We start from the raw sequence: 25,703 nt of genomic DNA, 5'->3' as shown, positions 1-25,703 counted from the left end.
TTGTAAACATTAGAAACAACAAAGACTTTCATGATGCTTTAAATGTAGAGAGCGGTTGTTCCTACTTGTCTTTCGGCAAAGAATACGGCAAAGTTTCCGAAGAAGAAATCGCTTATATCAAACTCTTCACCCAGGGAAAAGACATCACCGATGTTCAAGTCGAATCGGCACTGCCAAAAATAGGCGATAAACTTAAAATCGAACATGGCGAACTATCAGGTTTGGAATGCGAAGTTTTCAGAGTTGACAATCAGCACAGAATCAGCGTACGATTAAGTTCATTGCGCCAGAATATATCAGCCATAATACCTTTGTCGTATTTATCCAATCCGGAAGAAAACGTTTTTGCAAAGGCATAGGTTTTAAACTCCACATTTCCTTGTTCTCAAAGGAAAAACACCCTATAAATCTTACTATACTATCAATTACCTTCTGTAGTGAAATCGGGGGGTGGTTGTTTTTATCCATACTACAAATCAAAATGGTACGATAACCTTACGTTTTCAGTATTTATTCAAATTATAAAAAGCAGACTTATGAAAAATAATGTCACAAATGTTCAGAAATATATCTGGCTTGATCAGATACTTGACAATGAATCACCAAAATACAATATTGGCGGTTATGCATTTATTAACGGAAGTGTTGATGTGGAGCGTTTTAAAAAAGCATTCAATATTCTGATTAAAGAAAACGATATTTTTTCTTTTGTTTTTGAAGAAAAGAGTGGTTTTCCTGTATATTCCATTCAGGAAGCAAACAGTGATTTGGCCTTGACTTGTATCGAAGATTGGGAAGAATCAAAAGCGATTGAGATGATCGGGAAAGATTTTGTAATTCCTTTTGATATCGAAAAGGACAAACAGCTGTACAAAATGTGGCTTATTAAAGTGGCTCCTGAATCGTATATCTGGTATTCTAAACTTCACCATATCATTTCTGACGGTTTTTCATTTCAGTTATTGTTCAATAAAGTAAAACGAATTTACGAGCAATTGGGCACCACTGTGGTGTATGATGATTTATGTATCGGAAAAAACAAATTGTCTTACGAATCTTTTATCGCATTAGACAATGCGTACAGAGCTTCGGAAGATTTTTCTATTGATAAAAACTTCTGGTTAGGCCGTTACGAAGATCTGCCTTCTTTGATCTACACGGGTACCAATAAATCAGCAGGCCACTGTAATATCGAAATTGCACTTACAGAGGAAGAGAACGAAGCCTTATGGTCGTTTGTAAAAACAGAAAGACTGAGTATTTTTCATTTACTCCTGGGCTGTTTCTCTATTGTATTGTCTAAATATTACAACAGAGAAGAAGTCAATTTAGGGATGCCTATTTTGAACCGAAAAAATGCTGCCGAGAAAAATACTTTCGGACCGTTTTTGAGCATGTTACCGTTAAAACTGACGTTAGAAACAACAGCATCTGTAAGCGATTTTATAAAAGAAATCAGAACCACACTTTTTACCTGTTACAGGCATCAGCGTTTTCAGCAGGCCGATATCCTGCGAAATCTGCCACAGGAAACCTCAAAGCTTTATGATGTACGATTGTCATACGAGCGTATGCAATACGAATCTGAATTTTCGGGGAATAAAGCCAGCATACATCCATTGTCTAATGACAGTGAAGAAGATCCTATTTCTATTCACGTTTTTGAAGGGATCAACGGAGATCTTAGTTTTAGATTTGATATCAATGAAAAATATGTGTCAAAATTTGAAGCCAATCAGTTGATTGCCTCTTTCAGAAAAGTATTGACAGAATTACAGCAGACCAATCATACTGCTATAGCCGAGATTGAAATTTCGAGTAAGGAACAGTTAGAAGAAATACAAGCGATTTCAAAAGGACCTGTTGTAAAAAGACCGGAACAGACTTTCTTAAATCTTTGGAATGCTGCGGTAGCGGGCTATAGTTCAAAAACAGCGGTTTCTTGTCAAACTAATTTTTTAACTTATGAAACCCTTGATGCACGTGCTAATATCATAGCTTCCTATTTACAGTCCAACGGCGTTAAAAAAGGAGATAAGGTAGGGGTGATGCTTTCGAGATCTGAGAAAAGTATTATTGGAATTTTGGCAGCCTTAAAAACGGGAGCTGTTTATGTACCTATTGATAATGCATATCCGGAGGAAAGAAAACACTATATTATAAAAGATGCCGGCTTAGGTTTTATCTTAACAGATTCATTTTCCAATTCTATTTCAGAAGACAAAGAATACAATATAGATCGTATTCCGGAAGAGCATAAAATAGCGGAAAACTATATTCCTGTTGCTTTGAAACCTGAAGATGAAGCTTATATTATTTATACTTCCGGTTCAACAGGAGACGCTAAAGGTGTTGTTATCAATCATGCTTCTTTATACGATTATGTGCTTACATTCGGTACTTATTTTAATCTTACTGAAGAAGATATTGTATTACAGCAGGCTTCTACTGCTTTTGATACTTCTGTAGAAGAAATTTTCCCGATTTTATCGGTAGGAGGGAATTTAGTGATTGCTCATGATACAAAAGATTTTAATGAATTACTGAAAGATTGCGAGCGTTTTGGAATTACTTTATTGAGTACGAATCCTTTTGTGCTTCAGTATCTTAATGACAACCATAAAAATTACAATTTTAAATTTAAAACTATTATTAGTGGAGGCGATACGTTAAAACCACACCAGGTAGATCAGCTTACAGCCAGTTATGATATCTACAATACCTATGGTCCTACAGAAAGTACAGTATGTGCGACCTATTATAAAGTGAATGAAACAGATACTTCATTTCCTATCGGGAAACCAATTACCAATAGAGGAGTATACCTGTTAGACGGAACAAAAATATTACCCAAAGGTGCCATTGGAGAAATTGGACTTTCTGGTTTAGGTTTGGCAGTTTCTTATCTCAATAAAAAAGAATTGACAGATAATGCTTTTGTCCATATAAATGGAGAGCGTATCTACAAAACCGGAGATTTAGGAAAGTGGAGCTTAGACAATAATTTGATTTTTTATGGCAGAAAAGACAGTCAGCTTAGTTACAAAGGATATCGTATTGAAGTAGGAGAAATAGAACAGGCCATACAAAAAGTAAATGCATATGTGGTAGACAGTTATGTGTGTATTAACGAAGTGGGAGGAATGCCTATTCTGATTGCCTATTTAGTAGCCAACGAGTCTTTTATCAATATATCTTCTTTAGTAATTGATTTAAAAGCTCATTTACCGGAATTTATGATTCCGACGCATTTTGTAATCTTAGATGCTATTCCTTTAATTCCTAACGGAAAAATTGATATTAAGAGTTTACCGGAACCTAAAACTATAAACATTGCAGAAGCAGTTCAATTACCGGTAACACCCGAAGAAAAAGAGATCGCTTCAATCTGGCAGGAATTATTACGCCTTGATCAGGTTGATGTAAACGTGAGTTTTTTCGAATTAGGAGGGCACTCTTTATTGGCCAATCAGTTTATAAGCAGTTTACGTGATCAAAAAGGAATTGAATTGTCGTTAAGAGATTTTTACAAATCTCCTACTATCAAAGAAATCAGTGAACTGGTTCCTACTTTAAACAAAAAAGAAGTTCAAAATATTAAAGCTCCTGAGCAGGAGTTGTACCCGTTGTCTTTTTCACAAGAAAGATTATGGTTTTTAAATCAGCTGAATAGTGCCGATACTTCTTATCACGTATCAAGAGCCATGAAATTAAAAGGTTTTGTTGAGGTTGCCGCACTCGAAGAAACGTTTGCGAAACTGATCAAAAAACATGAGATTTTAAGAACTGTTTTTGTGAATCAGGAAGGTAAGCCTTATCAAAAAATACTACCTCCATTTGGATATACCATTCCGGTTGTAGATTATACTGGAATAAAAAATAAAGAAAATAAAGAAAAAGTAATTGCCGATAGTCTGGAAAGAATAGAGAGCCGTGCTTTTGAAATTGAAGAAGGACCGCTTTTTAGAATAGAATTATTAAAGTTCTCCGATCAGGAAAGTGTACTCGTATTTTGTGAGCACCATTTAATTTTAGACGGATGGACTCAGGGAATCTTGTTTAGAGATTTCGTTGATATTTATAATGAATTAAAAAGAGATCCTGATTTTGTGGCAGAGAAGCCTGAAGTTACTTTTAAAGACTATGCTTATTGGGAAAGAAATAGTCTGAACGAAAGTGTTATCAGCGAAAAATTGGATTATTGGGAAAACAAATTTGAAGGTTTTTCTAACGGATTGTTGTTGCCTTTAGATTTCGAAAGAGAGGAAACTACTGTGAAAAAAGGCGGTACTATAGAGCATGTATTTTCATTAGATTTTTCCGAAAAACTACGTCAGTTTTCCGAAAAACAAGACGTATCATTATTTATCACAATGCTCGCAGCCTTTAAAATAGTGCTGCATAAATTTAGCAATCAAACCGATATTTCTGTGGGGACAGCAGTTGCCAACAGACGTTATAAAGAATTTCAGGAAGTTTTAGGTATGATTGTAAATACGATCGCATTACGTACTACGTTTAACAATGAAAATTCCTTAGCAGAGGTACTTAACGAGGTGAAAGAAACCTGCCTGGATGCTTATTCTTATGATGATACCCCTTTTGGAAAAGTAGTAGAAAGAATAAATCCGGAAAGGAGTTTAAATCTGCATCCGTTATTTCAATACATGTTTAGTTTTGTGAACGTTCCGGTACAAAGCATGTCTTTGCTGGATGCGGACATCGAAATTTTGAACGGGCATAATAAAACATCACGATTTGATATTAGTGTTGTTGTCAATACCGTATATGAGCAAATAGATTCTTTAACAGATAATAAACCGGACAGAAGAATTTCGGTAGAATGGGATTACAATGCAGGGATCTTTAAGTATGCCACAATGAAACGTGTACTGAAAGCTTACCTTAAAGTTTTAGAGGCTCTTGTTGAAAACCCTGCGCAATCACTGGCAAGTTTGGATTACATTTCAAGCTCAGAGAAAGCGATCCTTTTGGAAGATTTTAGCACTTCAAAATCAGAAGCACTAGTAGAGGCTACAGCCGTTGAAATGTTCGAACAGCAAGCCGGGCAAACCCCTGATGCCGTAGCGGTAGTTTTTGAAAACAGATCGCTGACTTACAGAGAACTCAATGAGCTTTCCAGCCAGTTGGCCCATTATTTATTGAAGGAGTATGAGATAAAAACAGAAGACCTTATTGCTGTAAAATTAGAACGCAGCGAGTGGATTTACACCTCCCTTTTGGCCGTATTGAAAACCGGCGGTGTTTATGTCCCTATAGATCCGGGTTATCCGGAGCAAAGAATTGCTTATATCGAGCAAGACAGTGCCTGTAAAGTTGTTATTGACGAGAAGTTATTGGCGAATTTCATCTCCCGTCAGGACAATTATCCAATCACATTACCTGTTATTTCTTTGACTCCGGAGAACCTCATGTATGTCATTTATACCTCAGGTTCCACAGGACAGCCCAAAGGAGTAATGATCGAGCACAAAAGTTTGGTGAACTACATCCTAAATCAAAAAGAAGAATTCGGGTTTGATGCGTCCGATCGTATCGTACAATTCTCCAACAACGCCTTTGATGCGTCAATGGAACAGATCTTTTTGGCTTTGCTTAGCGGAGCCACCCTGATAGGCGCATCAAAAGAGCGTATCATTGATCCAACCGATTTTATAAACCTATTGAAAGAACATAGTGTAACCCACCTGCATGCCACCCCAGGTTATTTGTCACATTTAGAGCACCTTTCTGCCTGCAAGACCCTGAAAAGAATCGTTGCAGCAGGAGAAGTATGCCCAAAAAATCTGGTCGAAAAAATGATCAAAATAGCCGACTTCTACAACAAGTACGGCCCAACAGAAGCTACCATTAGTGCTGTTATGGGAAGAGTAGAGCAGAGCGATCTGCAAAGAAACCTTGTTTCAATTGGCAAACCCTTAAAAGACAGCCAGATCTATATCCTGTCCGATAACCTGGAATTACAGCCCATCGGTGTATTTGGAGAACTCTGTATATCAGGAAACAGCCTGTCCAGAGGATACCTGAACAACCCTGAACTCACCGAAGAAAAATTCATCGCCCATCCTTTCATTGCAGGAGCCAGACTCTACAAAACAGGTGATCTGGGCCGATGGCTACCCGACGGCAGCATAGAACTCACAGGTAGAAAAGACCAACAGGTAAAAGTAAGAGGCCACCGAATAGAACTCGGTGAAATCGAACACGCCTTATTAACACAAGACAGTATCAGTCAGTGTGTTGTAACCGTACAAAACATAGAGACAGAACCCGCAATAGTAGCCTATGTGGTGGGAGAAAAAGAACTTGATAAACAAGAACTTCGTGTCCAATTGAGCCAATATTTACCCGATTATATGCTTCCGGGGTACTATGTGCAATTAGACGCCATTGCATTAACCTCCCACGGTAAAGTGGATCTAAAAGCATTGCCTAAAGTAGATGTAAACGACAAGATTCAACAAGAATATACCGCTCCGGTGACCGTTTTAGAGAAACAGCTCGCTGCAATCTGGGAAGAAATACTGGGTATAAAAACCATTGGAACCACAGACAATTTCTTTGAATTGGGCGGACACAGTCTGAAAGTGATTTTGGTAGCCAATAAAATCAACCGACAATTAGGCTATCAGATCAGCGTAAAAGACGTCTTTTTGAATCCAACGATTTCAGGAATCATCAGCAAACTTGAGGAAGGAACCTTCACGGCTATACCCAAAGCAGAGCAGCAGGAAAGCTACGTTTTAAGCTCTTCTCAGCACCGCTTATGGATATTAAGCCAGTTTGAAGGTGGAAGTCAGGCCTACAACATTCCCGGTTCGTTTGAATTAGAAGGAAATTTAAACACAGCGCAATTAACAGAAGCTTTCAACCTTCTTATTGCCAGACATGAAACCCTAAGAACTTACTTCAAACGAAATGAAGAAGGAGAAGTGCGTCAATTTGTAATCGATGCCAAAGACATTGACTTCAAAGTAGATTATGAAGATTTTACTAATGTTGAAAATCAGCAGGCAATAGTAGAAGAAAGAATTCTCCAAAGCTATCAGCATCAATTTGATTTAGAGAAAGCTCCTTTGGTCAATCTGAAACTCATCAGACAATCAGAAAACAAACACCTGTTACTTTTCAACATGCACCATATTATCAGTGATGGCTGGTCTATGGGAATTTTAAGCCAGGAACTTATCACGATTTACGATCATTTAACCCAAAATAAAACCATTAATCTTCCGGAGCTAAGCATACAATATAAAGACTATGCCACCTGGATGAGAAGTGAAGAACAAATCAGTAAACTAAAAAAATCAGAAGTCTACTGGCTGGATATCTTTAGCGGTAACCTGCCTGTATTAGAACTTCCGACAGAGAAAATACGACCAAGAATAAAAACCTATGCCGGAGATTCCATCACCCATAATTTTACCAAAGAAGCAAGTGTTACCCTGAAAACATTCTCAGAGCAACACAACAGCAGTCTTTTTATGACCCTGATGGCAGCAATAAATGGATTACTCTCGAGATACACCAATACCAGAGACCTTATTTTAGGGACACCAATTGCCGGAAGAGAGCACAGTGATCTGGAAAATCAAATCGGACTTTATCTGAACACCCTGGCCATTCGAACCCGTTTTGAAGAAACAGCAGATTTTGAAACCTTGCTGCAAATACAAAAAGAAACCCTGCTCGATGCCTATTCCCATCAGGAATATCCGCTGGACAATCTGGTGGAACAACTAGGTTTAGGTAGAGATACAAGCCGATCAGCACTCTTTGATGTACTGGTAGTTTTACAAAATCAACAGGATTTATTTGACTCAAATGCAGAACAAATAGAAAGTTTAACCTTAAAACCTTACAAAGCCAATCCAAGAAAAGTAAGTCAATTCGATTTAAGCTTTGTTTTCTCTGAACAACAAGGAGAACTAAGCCTACACATCGAATACAATACTGATATTTATGAATCAGAATTTGTGGTACGACTAGCGGCTCATTTAGAAAACTTTTTAACCAAAGCCATCCAAAATCCGGAGCAAAAAGTAGCCACACTCAATTACCTGAGTGAAGCTGAGACCACACAATTGCTGGAGGATTTTAACGACACAACAGTAGCGTATCCTAAGGATCATACCATGGTTGACTTATTTGTCAATCAGGCCAAAAAAACACCGGAGCAGATCGCTTTAGTAACCGATACAAAAAGTTTTACCTATAAAGAACTCGATGAGGTTTCTAATGAATTATCGCACTACCTGTTAAGTAATTACAACTTAGCCGTAGAAGATTTGGTAGGTGTAAAACTGGGCCGTAGCGAGTGGCTGCCTATTGCCTTATTGGCCGTTTTAAAATCAGGATGCGCTTACGTTCCGATCGATCCCAACTATCCGGCGCAAAGAATTGAGTATATTGAGCAAGACAGTAAATGCAAAATCACCATAGACGACAGTCTTTTAGAAGCTTTCAGACAAGCAGAATCCATATCAAAATCTCTTCCGCAGATCTCTTTCAGTTCAGAGCACCTGGGTTACATCATTTATACTTCAGGATCTACAGGAAAACCAAAAGGAGTCATGATCACTCATCAGAACGCTGTGGCCATGTTATGCTGGTCGCAAAGAGAATTTAGCGATACCGATTTTGATATTTTATACGCCGTAACCTCACATTGTTTTGATCTGTCCGTTTACGAATTTTTCTATCCTTTAAGCATAGGAAAACAAATACGTTTACTGGCCAATGGATTATCGATAGGAGATTATATCCAGAGTGACAAAAACGTACTAATCAATACCGTGCCATCGGTAATTCATACCCTGATCGAAAAAGGAACCACTTTTGAGAATGCTGTTGGAATCAACCTTGCCGGAGAAGCGTTTCCGGTAAGTATCGCCAACCATTTTACAGATTCCGGCATCGCCATTAGAAACCTGTACGGACCATCAGAAGACACCACCTACAGCAGTTATTACAGAGTAGAAGGGACTTACGAAAATTCCGTGCCTATTGGAAAAGCACTGGACAACACCCAGTTTTATGTACTCTCAGAAGAGCTGGCATTGCAGCCTGTGGGAGTTATTGGAGAAATCTGTATCTCAGGTGATGGTTTGTCCAGAGGGTATTTGTACCAACCGGAACTCACCGTGGAAAAGTTTATCAAAAACCCATTTAACGATACTACTAAATTGTACAAAACAGGTGATTTGGGCAAATGGCTGCCTGACGGCACCATCGCTTACATAGGCCGAAAAGACAGTCAGGTTAAAATCAGAGGACATCGTATTGAATTGGGTGAAATCGAGCAGGTACTACAATCTCAGGAAGATATCGATCAGTGTGTGGTCATCACGGCAACCGTAAATGGCGATCCTGTAATTGTAAGTTATCTGGTGAGTACCGCAACTATTGACAAACAACAGCTTCGTCAGTCACTTTCGAGAGAATTACCGGAATATATGTTACCGAGCTTTTATGTGTTTTTAAACAAATTCCCTCTGACACCCAATGGTAAGATCGACAAAAAAGCATTACCATCAGTAAGCACTGAGGATGTCATCCAACAGGAATATGTGGCTCCGACCAATGAAATCGAAAAAAAATTGGTAGAAATATGGCAAGACATTCTAAAACTGGAGAAAATTGGCATTACGGATAATTTCTTTGAATTGGGAGGGAACAGTTTAAAAGCTACCGTTTTAATCAACAAAATAAACAGAGCTTTTGATACAAGACTTTCAATTCAGGATTTATACAAAACTCAAGATATCACAGGAGTTTCCAGGAAATTAAAATTTATTCTATTTCAAAATGAATTAGCTGTAGAGACGGCTGATGACCTGGATGAGATATTGATATAATTTATAGTGTTTACTATTTTTTACCCCAACGGTTTACTATAAAATCTAATCGCGAGTTTCATTTTATAGCTTAAGCATGGCTGTATTTTAATAGCCATGCTTTTTTTTGCAACATCTAATATGCTCGATTTATGAGTATAATTCACTGTATTACTATATACGTTTTAAGGACGTAGACCTTTTCCAGAAAAAAGAGTGTTTCTATTTTTTAAAATTAATTATGCTCAGCAGGTAGGTGCATTTGGCTTCCAACTATTGAGACAGATAGTGGTATGTTTTAAAAAAATCATATAAGCATTCCAACCTACTTTAAAAATCATATCATGATAAAGAATCTAATACAAACGTTACAATCCTTAAATATCAGACTTCGGATAGAAAATGGAGATCTGAAAATTAATGCTCCGAAAGGTGCTTTGACTCCTGAAATTATTGCAAGTATTAAAGCCTGTAAAAATGAGTTGATCAAACTACTTTCATCTTCAGAGTCTATCCCAAAAGCTGCGATAAAAGAATCATATGCACTTACTTCGCCCCAACAGCAGCTATGGACTTTAAGTCAGTTTGAAGGAGGTAATTCGGCTTATAATATTTTTGATGCCTATGAATTTAAAGGCGCATTAAATTTTGAAAAGCTAAATCAGACTTTTAAGATTTTAATGGAACGACATGAGAGTTTGCGTACCGTTTTTAAAGAAGATGAACAAGGAGTTTTGGGACAGTATATCATCCCTTTTGCCCAGTACAGTGGGGTTTTACAATTTACAGATTTAAATAATGCCACGACTGAAGCCTTAAGCAATCATGCTAATGCACTTCAAAGGCATACTTTTGACTTAGAAAAAGGGCCACTTTTTTTAGGAGAGATTGTAAAGACAGCCACAGATCATCATATTCTAATGCTTAATATGCATCATATTATTGGCGATGGCTGGTCGATGGGAATATTGAGTAAAGAGTTTATGGCCATTTACAATGAACTGGCCATAGGAAACGAGATCATATTACCCGATTTGCCTATTCAGTACAAAGATTATTCAGAATGGCAAAACAGCCCGTCCAGACAAGCAATATTGGAAAAATCCAAAGCCGCATGGTTAGAGACATTCTCAGGAGATTTACCGGTTTTAGAATTGCCGTCCGACAGGACAAGGCCTAATTTTAAAACTTATAACGGTTCAGGAGTATATCATTTTTTTTCAAAAGAGAGTACTACTGCGCTTAATGCCTATGCCCAGCAAAATGGCGTGACACTTTTTATGCTTTTAATGGCCGGAATAAACGGAATACTTTCCAGGTATGCCAATACCAGAGATATTATTTTAGGAACTCCGGTAGCAGGAAGAAAACATGGTGATCTCGAAAATCAGGTTGGGTTGTATTTGAATACGCTGGCCATTCGAACCACTTTTGAAGCAACAGCAAGTTTTGAAGAATTACTAACGGTACAAAAAGAAACCTTATTAAAAGCTTATTCCCATCAGGACTATCCTTTCGACAGTTTGGTCGAAGCGCTTAATCTGAAAAGAGACTTAAGCCGATCAGTTTTGTTTGATGTTTTAGTGGTATTTCAAAACCAGGAAGAGTTATTAACATCTCAGGGGTTAGTACTAAACGGTCTTGAAATAACACCTTATAAAAATCAGGAAAAGTCAGTTAGTAAGTTTGATTTAAACTTTTCTTTTTCAGAAAAACAAGACCAATTGTCCTTGGTAATAGATTACAATACTGATATTTATGAATTGGATTTTGTAATGCGTCTGGCTTCTCATTTGGATAGTTTTTTAAGGAAAGGAATCCAAAATCCGAATCAAGAAGTAGCCAGTATTGATTACATTTCAAGCTCAGAGAAAGCGATCCTTTTGGAAGATTTTAGCACTTCAAAAGCAGAAGCACTAGTAGAAACTACAGCCGTTGAAATGTTCGAGCAGCAAGCCGGGCAAACCCCTGATGCCGTAGCAGTAGTTTTTGAAAACAGATCATTAACTTACAAAGAACTAGATGAGCTTTCCAGCCAGTTGGCCCATTATTTATTGAAGGAGTATGAGATAAAAACAGAAGACCTTATTGCTGTAAAATTAGAGCGCAGCGAGTGGATTTACACCTCACTTTTAGCCGTATTGAAAACCGGCGGTGTTTATGTTCCTATAGATCCGGGGTATCCGGAGCAAAGAATTGCTTATATCGAGCAAGACAGTGCCTGTAAAGTTGTTATTGACGAGAAGTTATTGGCGAATTTCATCTCCCGTCAGGACAATTATCCAACCACATTACCTGTTATTTCTTTGACTCCGGAGAACCTTATGTATGTCATTTATACCTCAGGTTCCACAGGACAGCCCAAAGGCGTAATGATCGAGCACAAAAGTTTGGTGAATTATATTCTAAACCAAAAAGAAGAATTCGGGTTTGATGCGTCCGATCGTATCGTACAATTCTCCAACAACGCCTTTGATGCGTCGATGGAACAGATCTTTTTGGCTCTGCTTAGCGGAGCCACCCTGATAGGCGCATCAAAAGAGCGTATCATTGATCCGACCGACTTTATAAACCTATTGAAAGAACACAGGGTAACCCACCTGCATGCCACCCCGGGTTATTTGTCACATTTAGAGCACCTTTCTGCCTGCAAGACCCTGAAAAGAATCGTTGCAGCAGGAGAAGTATGCCCAAAAAATCTGGCCGAAAAAATGATTAAAATAGCCGACTTCTACAACAAGTACGGCCCAACAGAAGCTACTATTAGTGCTGTTATGGGAAGAGTAGAACAAAGCGATCTGCAAAGAAATCTTGTTTCAATTGGCAAACCCTTAAAAGACAGCCAGATCTATATTCTGTCCGATAACCTGGAATTGCAGCCCATCGGTGTATTTGGAGAACTCTGCATCTCCGGAAACAGCCTGTCCAGAGGATACCTGAACAATGCAGAACTCACCGAAGAAAAATTCATCGCCCATCCCTTAATTGCAGGAGCCAGACTCTACAAAACAGGCGATCTGGGCCGATGGTTACCCGATGGCAGCATCGAACTCACAGGTAGAAAAGACCAACAGGTAAAAGTAAGAGGCCACCGAATAGAACTCGGTGAAATCGAACATGCCTTATTAACACAAGACAGCGTCAGTCAGTGTGTTGTAACCGTACAAAACATAGAGACAGAACCCGCAATAGTAGCCTATGTGGTAGGAGAAAAAGAACTTGACAAACAAGAACTTCGTGCCCAATTGAGCCAATATTTACCGGATTATATGCTTCCGGGGTACTATGTACAATTAGACGCCATTGCATTGACCTCCCATGGTAAAGTGGATCTAAAAGCATTGCCTAAAGTGGATGCAAACGACAAGATTCAACAGGAATATACCGCTCCGGAGACCGTTTTAGAGAAACAACTCGCCGGAATCTGGGAAGAAATATTGGGCATAAAAACCATAGGAACCACAGACAATTTCTTTGAATTGGGCGGACACAGTCTGAAAGTCATCTTAGTAGCCAATAAAATCAACCGACAATTAGGCTATCAAATCAGCGTAAAAGACGTCTTTTTGAATCCAACGATTTCAGGAATCATCAGCAAACTTGAGGAAGGAACCTTCACGGCCATACCCAAAGCAGAGCAGCAGGAAAGCTACGTTTTAAGCTCCTCTCAGCACCGACTATGGATCCTGAGTCAGTTTGAAGGCGGCAGTCAGGCCTACAACATTCCCGGTTCGTTTGAAGTAGAAGGAAATTTAAACACAGCGCAATTAACAGAAGCATTTAACCTTCTTATAGCCAGACATGAAACCCTAAGAACCTATTTCAAAAGAGACGATCAGGGAGAAGTGCGTCAATTTGTAATCGATGCCAAAGACATTGACTTCAAAGTAGATTATGAAGATTTTACTAGCGTTGAAAATCAACAGGCAATAGTAGAAGAAAGAATTATCCAAAGCTATCAGCATCAATTTGATTTAGAGAAAGCCCCTTTGGTCAATCTGAAACTCATCAGACGATCAGAAAACAAACACCTGTTACTTTTCAACATGCACCATATTATCAGTGATGGCTGGTCTATGGGAATTTTAAGTCAGGAACTTATCACCATTTACGATCATTTAACCCAAAATAAAACCATTAGTCTTCCGGAGCTAAGCATACAATATAAAGACTATGCTATCTGGATGAGAAGTGAAGAACAAACCGTTAAACTAAAAAAATCAGAAGCCTACTGGCTGGATATCTTTAGCGGTAACCTTCCGGTGCTGGAGTTACCGACAGAGAAAATACGACCAAGAATAAAAACTTATGCCGGAGATTCCATCACCCATAATTTCAGTAAAGAAGCAAGTGTTAACCTGAAAACATTCTCAGAGCAACACAACAGCAGTCTTTTTATGACCCTGATGGCAGCAATAAACGGACTACTCTCGAGATACACCAACACCAGAGACCTTATTTTAGGAACACCAATTGCGGGAAGAGAACACAGTGATCTGGAAAATCAAATAGGACTTTATCTCAACACTCTGGCCATTCGAACCCGTTTTGAAGAAACAGCAGATTTTGAAACCCTGCTTCAAATACAAAAAGAAACCCTGCTTGACGCTTATTCCCATCAGGAATATCCGCTGGACAATCTGGTAGAGCAACTAGGTTTAGGACGCGATACAAGCCGATCAGCACTCTTTGATGTACTGGTAGTTTTGCAAAATCAACAGGATTTATTTGGCTCAAATGCAGAACAAATAGAAAGTTTAACCTTAAAACCTTATAAAGCCAATCCGAGAAAAGTCAGTCAATTCGATTTAAGCTTTATTTTCTCCGAACAACAAGGAGAGCTGAACCTTCATATCGAATACAATACTGATATTTATGAATCAGAATTTGTAGTGCGACTGGCGGCTCATTTAGAAAACTTTTTAACCAAAGCCATCCAAAATCCGGAGCAAAAAGTAGCCACGCTTAACTACCTGAGTGAAGCTGAGACCACACAATTGTTACAGGATTTTAACGATACAGCAGTAGATTATTCTAAGGATCACACTATGGTTGACTTATTTGTCAATCAGGCGAAGAAAACCCCGGAGCAGATTGCTCTAGTAACCGATACAAAAAGTTTTACCTACAAAGAACTCGATGAGGTTTCTAATGAATTATCACACTACCTGTTAAGTAATTACAACTTAGCAGTAGAAGATTTAGTAGGTGTAAAACTGGGCCGCAGTGAGTGGTTGCCTATTGCTTTATTGGCCGTTTTAAAATCAGGATGCGCTTACGTTCCGATCGATCCGAACTATCCGGCGCAAAGAATTGAGTACATCGAACAAGACAGTAAATGTAAAATCACTATAGACGATAGTTTTATCGAAAGTTTTAAACAAGCAGAATTCATATCAAAATCATTGCCGCAGATCTCTTTCAGTTCAGAGCACCTGGGTTACATCATTTATACTTCAGGATCTACAGGAAAACCAAAAGGAGTCATGATCACTCATCAGAACGCTGTGGCCATGTTATGCTGGTCGCAAAGAGAATTTAGCGATACCGATTTTGATATTTTATACGCCGTAACCTCACATTGTTTTGATCTGTCCGTTTATGAATTTTTCTATCCTTTAAGTATCGGAAAACAAATACGTTTACTGGCCAATGGATTATCGATAGGAGATTATATCCAGAGTGACAAAAACGTACTAATCAATACCGTGCCTTCGGTAATTCATACCCTGATTGAGAAAGGAACCACCTTTGAGAATGCTGTTGGAATTAACCTTGCCGGAGAGGCATTCCCGGTGAGCATAGCCAATCATTTTACAGACTCCGGCATCGCCATTAGAAACCTGTACGGACCATCAGAAGACACTACCTACAGCAGTTATTACCGAGTAGAAGGAACTTACGAAAATTCCGTGCCTATTGGAAAAGCACTGGACAACACTCAGTTCTATGTCCTTTCAGAAGAGCTGGCATTGCAGCCTGTGGGTGTAATCGGAGAAATCTGTATCTCAGGAGATGGCTTGTCCAGAGGATATTTGTACCAACCGGAACTCACCGCAGAAAAGTTTATTACTAACCCTTTTAACGAGAACACAAAGCTCTACAAAACAGGCGATTTAGGCAAATGGCTGCCTGACGGTACCATCGCTTACATTGGCCGAAAAGACAGTCAGGTTAAAATCAGAGGACATCGTATTGAACTCGGAGAAATCGAGCAGGTATTACAATCACAGGAAGATATCGATCAGTGTGTGGTCATCACGGCAACCGTAAATGGCGATCCGGTCATTGTTAGTTATCTGGTAAGCACTGCAACTATTGACAAACAACAGCTTCGTCAATCACTTTCGAGAGAATTACCGGAATATATGTTACCGAGCTTTTATGTGTTCTTAGATAAATTTCCACTGACACCCAACGGTAAGATCGACAAAAAAGCATTGCCATCGGTAAGTACAGAGGATGTTATCCAACAGGAATATGTGGCTCCGACCAATGAAATCGAAGAAAAACTGGTAGCCATATGGCAAGACATTCTAAAACGAGAGAAAATAGGAATCACCAATAATTTCTTTGAATTGGGAGGGAACAGTTTAACAGCTTCCGTTTTAATCAACAGAATAAACAGAGCTTTTGATACAAGACTTACTATTCAGGACTTATATGAGACTCAAGACATCACAGGGGTTTTCAGGAAATTAAAATTTATTCTGTTTCAAAATGAATTAACTGTAGAAACAGCTGATGATCTGGATGAGATATTGATATAATTTATAGTGTTTACTATTTTTTACCCCAACGGTTTACTATAAAATCTAATCGCGAGTTTCATTTTATAGCTTAAGCAGGATTACACTTTACAGTCGTGCTATCTTGATTAAAACCGAAATGAATCAGAGTTTACAGAACAAAATAAATGATCACTTATCACCATTTTACTAATACAATTGTGCAGTCATTCTAAAAATGGAGTATGCACTGCTAAAGTTTACTTTAAAAATAATATCATGATAGAGAACTTAATACATACATTAGAAAACTTAAATATCAGACTTCGGGTAGAAAACGGCGATTTGAAAATTAATGCTCCAAAGGGGACTTTAACTCCTGAAATTATTGAGGAGATTAAGATCCATAAAAATAGATTTATTACCTTGTTGTCATCGTCAGAATCAATTCCAAACGCAGCGATAAAAGAATCTTATGCACTTACTTCTTCACAATATCGTTTGTGGACTTTAAGCCAATTTGAGAGCGGTAACTCGGCCTATAACTTATTTGCTGCATTTGAATTTATAGGAGCGCTGGAATTTGAAAAATTAGCCGAAGCCTTTCAAATTTTGGTAGAAAGACATGAGAGTTTACGTACCGTTTTCAAAGAAGATAAACAAGGGAATCTGGGACAGTATATTGTTTCGGCCGCTCAATACACTGGAGCTTTGCAGTTTAGAGATTTAAGTAATGCCACAGCTGAAGTCCTTAGCAATCATATTAATACACTTCAAAGACATGCTTTTGATTTAGAAAAAGGACCTCTTTTTATAGGAGAGATCGTAAAGACAACTGCAGATCATCATATTCTAATGCTCAATATGCATCACATTATTGGCGATGGCTGGTCGATGGGGGTATTGAGTAAAGAATTTGTAACCATTTATAATGGATTGGTTATAGGAAATGAGATCGTATTACCAGACTTGCCTATTCAGTACAAAGATTATTCAGAATGGCAAAACAGCCCGTCCAGACAGGCAGTGCTGGAAAAATCCAAAGCTTTATGGTTAGAGACATTCTCAGGGGATTTGCCGGTTTTGGAACTACCTTCCAATAAAGTAAGACCCAAATTTAAAACGTATAACGGTTCAGGCATAAAACATTCTTTCTCAAAGGAGAGTACCACCGCACTTAACACTTATGCCCAGCAAAATGGCGTAACTCCTTTTATGGTTTTAATGGCAGGAATAAATGGATTACTGTCCAGATATACCAACAGCAGAGACATTATTTTAGGTACTCCCGTAGCCGGAAGAGAACACAGTGATCTGGAAAATCAGGTTGGGTTATATTTAAATACCCTGGCCATTCGAACCACATTTGAAGCAACAGCAAGTTTTGAAGAGTTACTGACCCTACAAAAAGAAACCCTGCTCAATGCCTATTCGCATCAGGACTATCCTTTAGACAGTTTGGTAGAAGCGCTTGATCTTAAAAGAGATTTAAGCCGTTCGGTTTTGTTTGATGTTTTAGTGGTATTTCAAAATCAGCAGGAATTGTTAGGGTCTGAAAGTTTAACCATAAACGGTGTTGAAATAAAACCTTATAAAAATCTGAAAAAGTCATTTAGTAAATTTGATTTAACCTTTGCTTTTTCAGAATATCAGGGAGAAATGGCTTTAGATTTCGAATACAATACTGATATTTATGAATCAGAATTTGTAGTGCGATTAGCGGCTCATTTAGAAAACTTTTTAACCAAAGCCATTCAAAATCCGGAGCAAAAAGTAGCTACACTCAACTACTTGAGCGAAACCGAAACCACACAATTGCTAGAGGATTTTAACAACACAGTAGTAGCGTATCCTAAGGATCACACTATGGTTGACTTATTTGTCAGTCAGGCGAAGAAAACCCCGGAGCAGATCGCTCTGGTGACCGATACAAAAAGTTTTACTTACAAAGAACTCGATGAGATTTCTAACGAGCTTTCACACTACCTGTTAAGCAATTACAACTTAGCAGTAGAAGATTTAGTAGGCGTAAAACTGGGCCGTAGCGAGTGGCTGCCTATTGCTTTATTGGCCGTTTTAAAATCAGGATGTGCTTACGTTCCGATCGATCCCAACTATCCAGCGCAAAGAATTGAGTACATCGAACAAGACAGTAAATGTAAAATAACCATAGACGATAGCTTTATCGAAAGTTTTAAACAAGCAGAATTCATATCAAAATCATTGCCGCAGATTTCTTTCAGTTCAGAGCACCTGGGTTACATCATTTATACCTCGGGATCCACAGGAAAACCAAAAGGAGTCATGATCACCCACCAGAACGCTGTAGCCATGTTATGCTGGTCGCAGAGAGAATTTAGTGATACCGATTTTGATACTTTATACGCCGTAACCTCACATTGTTTTGATTTGTCTGTTTATGAATTTTTCTATCCTTTAAGCATCGGAAAACAAATACGTTTACTGGCCAATGGATTATCGATAGGAGATTATATCCAGAGCGACAAAAACGTACTGATCAATACCGTGCCATCGGTAATTCATACCCTGATCGAAAAAGGAACCACCTTTGAAAATGCTGTTGGAATCAACCTTGCCGGAGAAGCATTCCCAGTGAGTATCGCCAACCATTTTGCAGATTCCGGCATCGCCATTAGAAACCTTTACGGACCATCAGAAGACACCACCTACAGCAGTTATTACAGAGTAGAAGGGACTTACGAAAATTCCGTACCTATTGGAAAAGCACTGGACAACACCCAGTTTTATGTACTCTCAGAAGAGCTGGCATTGCAGCCTGTGGGTGTAATTGGAGAAATCTGTATCTCAGGAGACGGTTTGTCCAGAGGGTATTTGTATCAGCCTGAACTCACCGCAGAAAAGTTTATTACTAACCCTTTTAACGAGAACACAAAGCTCTACAAAACAGGCGATTTGGGTAAATGGCTGCCTGACGGTACCATCGCTTACATTGGCCGAAAAGACAGTCAGGTTAAAATCAGAGGACATCGTATTGAACTCGGAGAAATCGAGCAGGTATTACAATCACAGGAAGATATCGATCAGTGTGTGGTAGTTACTGCAACGGTAAATGGAGACCCAGTGATAGTGAGTTATCTGGTAAGCACTGCAACTATTGACAAACAACAGCTTCGTCAGTCACTTTCGAGAGAATTACCGGAATATATGTTACCGAGCTTTTATGTGTTTTTAGATAAATTCCCTCTGACACCCAACGGTAAGATCGATAAAAAAGCATTACCATCAGTAAGCACAGAGGATGTCATCCAACAAGAATATGTGGCTCCGACCAATGAAATCGAAGAAAAACTGGTAGCCATATGGGAAGACATTCTAAAATTGGAGAAAATTGGCATTACGGATAATTTCTTTGAATTGGGAGGGAACAGTTTAAAAGCTACCGTTTTAATCAACAGAATAAACAAGGCTTTTGATACGAGATTTTCTATTGAGGATTTGTATGAAACTCAGAATGTTATTGGAGTTTCGGAAAAACTGAAATTTATTGTGTTTCAGAATGAATTGGCCGGAGAGTCGGTTGATGATTTGGATGAAATTATGATATAAAGTTATCTCAATTCAGCCGATAGTATTTTTTGATGCTAACTAGTGAGATGAGAATATAATGATTCTGAAAAACAGAGATGCTTTTTAATCTATTTAAAAAATGATATCGTGATAAAAAATTTACTACATACGTTACAATCCTTCAATATCAGACTTCGGGTTGAAAATGGGGATTTGAAAATTACTGCTCCGAAGGGGGCTTTAACTCCTGAAATTATTGAAGAGATTAAAGCACATAAAAACGAACTGACCAAATTACTTTCATCTTCAGAGTCTATTCCCAAAGCTGCCATAAAAGAATCTTATGCGCTTACTTCGTCTCAGCACCGTTTATGGACCTTAAGTCAGTTTGAGACGGGTAATTCAGCCTATAACCTATTTAATGCCTTTGAGTTTAAAGGAGTGTTGGAATTTGAAAAATTAGCCGAAGCCTTTCAAATTTTAGTGAAGAGACATGAGAGCTTACGTACCGTTTTTAAGGAAGATGATCAGGGTAATTTGGGACAGTATATTGTTCCGATGGCTCAATACAGTGAAGCTTTACAGTTTACAGATTTAAATAATGCTACAGCTGAAGTTTTGAGCAATCATGCTAATACACTTCAAAGACATGCTTTTGATTTAGAAAAAGGACCTCTTTTTATAGGAGAGATCGTAAAGACAGCTACAGATCATCATATTCTAATGCTCAATATGCATCATATTATTGGCGATGGCTGGTCGATGGGGATATTGAGTAAAGAATTTATAACCATTTATAATGGATTGGTGATAGGAAGTGAGATTGTATTATCGGACTTACCTATTCAGTACAAAGATTATTCAGAATGGCAAAACAGCCCGTCGAGGCAAGCCATGTTGGAAAAATCTAAAGCGGTATGGCTAGAGACATTTTCAGGAGATTTGCCGGTTTTGGAACTGCCTTCCAATAAAGTAAGACCGAAGCTTAAAACGTATAACGGTTCAGGGATAAAACATTCCTTCTCAAAAGAAATTACCACTCAGTTTAACACTCATGCACAGCAGAATGGGGTAACACTTTTTATGCTTTTAATGGCAGGAATAAATGGAGTACTGTCCAGATATGCCAACAACAGGGACATCATTTTGGGAACACCGATAGCGGGAAGAAAACACAGTGATTTGGAAAACCAGGTTGGGTTGTATTTAAATACGCTGGCCATTCGAACCACATTTGAAGAAAAAACAAGTTTTGAAGAGTTACTGAAGATACAAAAAGAAACCTTATTAAAAGCCTATTCTCACGAGGATTATCCTTTTGATAGTTTGGTAGAAGCGCTTGATCTTAAAAGAGATTTAAGCCGTTCGGTTTTGTTTGATGTTTTAGTGGTATTTCAAAATCAACGGGAATTATTGGCGTCTGAAAATCTAACTATAAATGGTGTTGAAATAACATCCTACAAGCAGTTGAAGAGGCCCTTCAGCAAATTTGATTTAACCTTTGCTTTCGCAGAATATCAGGGAGAACTAGGCCTATACATCGAATACAATACTGATATTTATGAATCAGAATTTGTAGCTTGTTTAGCGAATCATTTAGATACTTTTTTAACCAAAGCCATTCAAAATCCGGAGCAAAAAGTAGCCACGCTTAACTACCTGAGCGAAGCCGAGACCACACAATTGCTAGAGGATTTTAACAACACAGCAGTAGAGTATCCTAAGGATCACACTATGGTTGACTTATTTGTTAATCAGGCGAAGAAAACACCGGAGCAAATCGCTCTACTAACCGATACAAAAAGTTTTACCTATAAAGAACTGGATGAGGTTTCTAATGAATTATCACACTACCTGTTAAGCCATTACAACTTAGCCATAGAAGATTTAGTAGGCGTAAAACTGGGCCGTAGCGAGTGGTTGCCTATTGCCTTATTGGCGGTTTTAAAATCAGGATGTGCTTACGTTCCGATCGATCCCAACTATCCGGCGCAAAGAATTGAGTATATTGAGCAAGACAGTAAATGTAAAATCACCATAGACGACAGTCTTTTAGAAGCCTTTAGACAAGCAGAATCCATATCAAAATCTCTTCCGCAGATTACTTTCAGTTCTGAGCACCTGGGGTACATCATTTACACCTCAGGATCCACAGGAAAACCAAAAGGAGTCATGATCACCCATCAGAACGCTGTGGCGATGTTATGCTGGTCGCAAAGAGAATTTAGTGATGCCGATTTTGATATTTTATACGCCGTAACCTCACATTGTTTTGATCTGTCCGTTTACGAATTTTTCTATCCTTTAAGCATAGGAAAACAAATACGTTTACTGGCTAATGGATTATCGATAGGAGATTATATTCAGAGCGACAAAAACGTACTAATCAATACCGTGCCTTCCGTAATTCATACCCTGATCGAAAAAGGAACCACCTTTGAGAATGCTGTTGGAATTAACCTTGCCGGAGAAGCGTTTCCGGTAAGTATAGCCAACCATTTTACAGATTCCGGCATCGCCATTAGAAACCTGTACGGACCATCAGAAGACACCACCTACAGCAGTTATTACCGAGTAGAAGGGACTTACGAAAATTCCGTACCTATTGGAAAAGCACTGGACAACACCCAGTTCTATGTCCTTTCAGAAGAGCTGGCCTTGCAGCCTGTGGGGGTAATTGGAGAAATCTGTATCTCAGGTGATGGCTTGTCCAGAGGGTATTTGTACCAACCGGAACTCACCGCCGAAAAGTTTATTACAAATCCATTTAACGATACTACTAAACTTTATAAAACAGGTGATTTGGGCAAATGGCTGCCTGACGGTACCATCGCTTACATTGGCCGAAAAGACAGTCAGGTTAAAATCAGAGGACATCGTATCGAGCTCGGAGAAATCGAGCAGGTATTGCAGTCTCAGGAAGATATCGATCAGTGTGTGGTCATCACGGCAACTGTAAATGGCGATCCTGTAATTGTAAGTTATCTGGTAAGTACTGCAGCTATTGACAAACAACAGCTTCGTCAATCACTTTCGAGAGAATTACCCGAATACATGCTGCCAAGTTATTATGTGTTCTTGGATAAATTCCCTCTGACACCCAATGGAAAGATCGACAAAAAAGCATTACCATCAGTAAGCACAGAGGATGTTATCCAACAGGAATATGTGGCTCCTTCGAATGAAATAGAAGAAAAGCTTGTTGCCATCTGGGAGGAAGTTTTACAAAAAACGAAAATAGGAGTAAGTGATATCTTTTTTGCGCTTGGCGGACACAGTCTGAAAGCCACTCAGGTAATTTCTAAGATTCAGAAAGAATTCAATATTAAAATTGAACTTAAGGAATTGTACAAAGAGCCGACAATTACCAATTTGGCCGGTTACATAGAATCCATACAAATTTTAAACAAACAACAGTTGATTCCTTCTGTTGTTGGGGAAGAATTGGTTTTTTAGAGCTACAGTTCATCTAAAAAAAGAGTATAAAAAAACAGTTACAGGAGTATTCTTGTAACTGTTTTTTTGTTTTACAGCTATTGTAATTTGCTGTATTTCAATTGTTTTTTGACTGAAGTGATTTTAATTGTTTTTTCTGTTTTGTGCCTAGTGCGTTGATTTACAGTTTGTAATGGTTTTTAAGGTGATTAAATCAGTGATACTGGGGGTTCAAACGGTAAAAACTACCCTTTAGGTTAAATGGGTACTGGTTGTTTCTGTTTAATTTTGAATAAAAAATAATACTATGGATGATCGTTATTCAAAGAATAAACTTTATCTAAGCGATGAAGAACAAGAGATTATAAAAGATTTTCCAATTTTGCTGGCAGGAAGCGGTATTGGAAGCGTAATTGCGGAATGTGCGCTGCGTTTTGGTTTTGAAAAAATCACTATTGTAGATGGTGATCAGGTAGAGCGGTCTAATTTGAGCAGACAGAACTATACAGAAGATGATATCGATTCTAACAAAGTAGATGCTTTGGCAAGACGATTGAAATCAATCAATAAAAATGCAGAAATCAATTGCATTGATTTTTTCCTGACGGTCGAAAACATAGGGGATCATATTAAAGGTCACAAAGCGGCAATTAATACGCTGGACTTTTCTTCTCCGGTACCGCTGATATTCGATACCGCTTGTCAAAAGTTAGACATTCCGGTGCTGCATCCTTATAATATCGGATGGGGAAGTCTGGTAACTGTTATTGCCAGAGATGGCCTTCTTTTAAACGCACTGGCAAATGGAGAAGAAGAATTCAATGAATCGACTATGATGGATTACGCTTCAAGTTATTTGAGATTTTGGGGAAATCCGCAAAAATGGATGGACAGTATTATTGAAAAATACAAAATCGAAAAGGGCTGTCAGTCACCGCCACAAATGGCCATTGCATCATGGTCGGTAGCGGCTCTGTGTACTCATTTGCTTTTTAATATTGCGACCGGTAAAAAATTCAAAAAATTCCCTGAGTTTTACTTATCCGCAATCATAGATGAAGATTTATAAAATCCCTTTTTGGGCTTTTAGCAATGATAATTTACCGTGTAGAGACATAGATTTTTGGAGTGTTAGATGTGAAATATAAATTGTGAAACGTCTTAATTTTACCCAGAGAATCTATGTTTCTATGTGTTTAAGGCATAGCCACAGATTAACGGATTAAAAGGATTAGTAAAGAGTAAAGAGTAAAGAGTGTCTCATAGAAACACATTGCTCTATTATAACGCTCTGCGTTTTATTAAAAGTGAAACGCCTTATTTTAGGCTGTAAAACTATGTTTCTATGTGTTTAAACTACGCACAGATTAACGGATTAAAAAGATTAGTAAATCTGCAAGATCTGCGTGAAAATACTCCACGCATAGAAACATAGTTTTTATAAGAATAAAAGAATATTATATCAGTTTATTACTGGTGGCATAAGCGATGGCTTCAGCAATATTTCCTACCCCCAGTTTGGTGAACAACTTTCTTTTGTGAAACTTAATCGTATCAGCCGATACAAACATACTTTCGGCCATGTTGGCAATGGTAAAACCCCTTATAGAATACTGCAAAACCTCTTTCTCACGACTGGTCAGTTCTATCTTTTTCAGCACCTTCCAAAAATCCCCCTCAAGATCATAACTGAAGATCTTATTTTCTCCCTTTTTATAAATTTTAATATTCCCCGACTGCAATTCAGAAGAAAGTGAGATAATACAAATCGATTTCCAGATTTTCCCATCATTGGTCAGGAAAACAGGAGTCAGTTTTTGATTCACTAAAAAAGTCTTTCCGTTAGGATTCTTCAATCTAAAGTCATAGGAAATCGTATGATTCAGGCGTTCTTCTACAGGAATATTTTGATAGAAGTCAAAACCTATGGTGTTGATTTTTAGTAATAAATCCAGATCTTCTTTGACCACATACTTAAAATAAAAGGCATATCCGAGTTCCTGAACCTCTGCCGGAGTGTGATCACACAAGAATAATGGATTTTCGGATACATACTCAAACCCTTTTTTTTCGTAATCAATAATATAAATACTACTGTAAGTTGTTCTGGCAAATGCTTTGACCAGTTCTAAAT

General features: G+C 38.3%; 7 protein-coding genes. 6 read left to right on the top strand and 1 reads right to left on the bottom strand.

From position 1 onward, the window contains the following. From BHE19_RS02070 to BHE19_RS02045, 6 genes are all read left to right on the top strand, one after another. Positions 1–359: antitermination protein NusG (locus BHE19_RS02070; protein ID WP_070905756.1), on the top strand; the 359-nt coding region annotated here is incomplete at its 5' end. 177 nt (positions 360–536) lie between these two features. Further along, positions 537–9,878 (top strand): non-ribosomal peptide synthetase, encoded by a 9,342-nt coding sequence (locus tag BHE19_RS02065; RefSeq protein ID WP_070905755.1) that lies wholly within the window; start codon positions 537–539, stop codon positions 9,876–9,878. 323 nt (positions 9,879–10,201) lie between these two features. Continuing rightward, on the top strand, positions 10,202–16,627 hold the full coding sequence (locus BHE19_RS22935; RefSeq protein ID WP_070905754.1) for a non-ribosomal peptide synthetase: 6,426 nt from the start codon (positions 10,202–10,204) through the stop codon (positions 16,625–16,627). Between the two features lie 237 nt (positions 16,628–16,864). Beyond that, complete coding sequence (locus BHE19_RS02055; protein WP_070905753.1) at positions 16,865–20,173, top strand: non-ribosomal peptide synthetase; 3,309 nt, start codon at positions 16,865–16,867, stop codon at positions 20,171–20,173. A gap of 108 nt (positions 20,174–20,281) precedes the next feature. Further along, positions 20,282–23,590, top strand: a complete 3,309-nt coding sequence (locus BHE19_RS02050; protein WP_070905752.1) for a non-ribosomal peptide synthetase — start codon at positions 20,282–20,284, stop codon at positions 23,588–23,590. 286 nt (positions 23,591–23,876) lie between these two features. After that, entirely contained in the window at positions 23,877–24,638 is a 762-nt protein-coding gene (locus BHE19_RS02045; RefSeq protein ID WP_017498831.1) for a ThiF family adenylyltransferase, read from the top strand. Between the two features lie 388 nt (positions 24,639–25,026). On the opposite strand, the gene BHE19_RS02040 is transcribed toward BHE19_RS02045, so the two are convergent. Continuing rightward, on the bottom strand, positions 25,027–25,703 hold a 677-nt coding region (locus tag BHE19_RS02040; protein ID WP_070905751.1), incomplete at its 5' end, for a response regulator transcription factor.

It is taken from the genome of Flavobacterium tructae, assembly GCF_001853485.1.
Taxonomy (GTDB): Bacteria; Bacteroidota; Bacteroidia; order Flavobacteriales; family Flavobacteriaceae; genus Flavobacterium; species Flavobacterium tructae.
This window is presented reverse-complemented; position numbering and strand designations above follow the sequence as displayed.

Coding starts and splice junctions, on each gene's coding strand:
- BHE19_RS02065 (WP_070905755.1), top strand. CDS start 537: ATGAAAAATAATGTCACAAATGTTCAGAAATATATCTGGCTTGATCAG.
- BHE19_RS22935 (WP_070905754.1), top strand. CDS start 10,202: ATGATAAAGAATCTAATACAAACGTTACAATCCTTAAATATCAGACTT.
- BHE19_RS02055 (WP_070905753.1), top strand. CDS start 16,865: ATGATAGAGAACTTAATACATACATTAGAAAACTTAAATATCAGACTT.
- BHE19_RS02045 (WP_017498831.1), top strand. CDS start 23,877: ATGGATGATCGTTATTCAAAGAATAAACTTTATCTAAGCGATGAAGAA.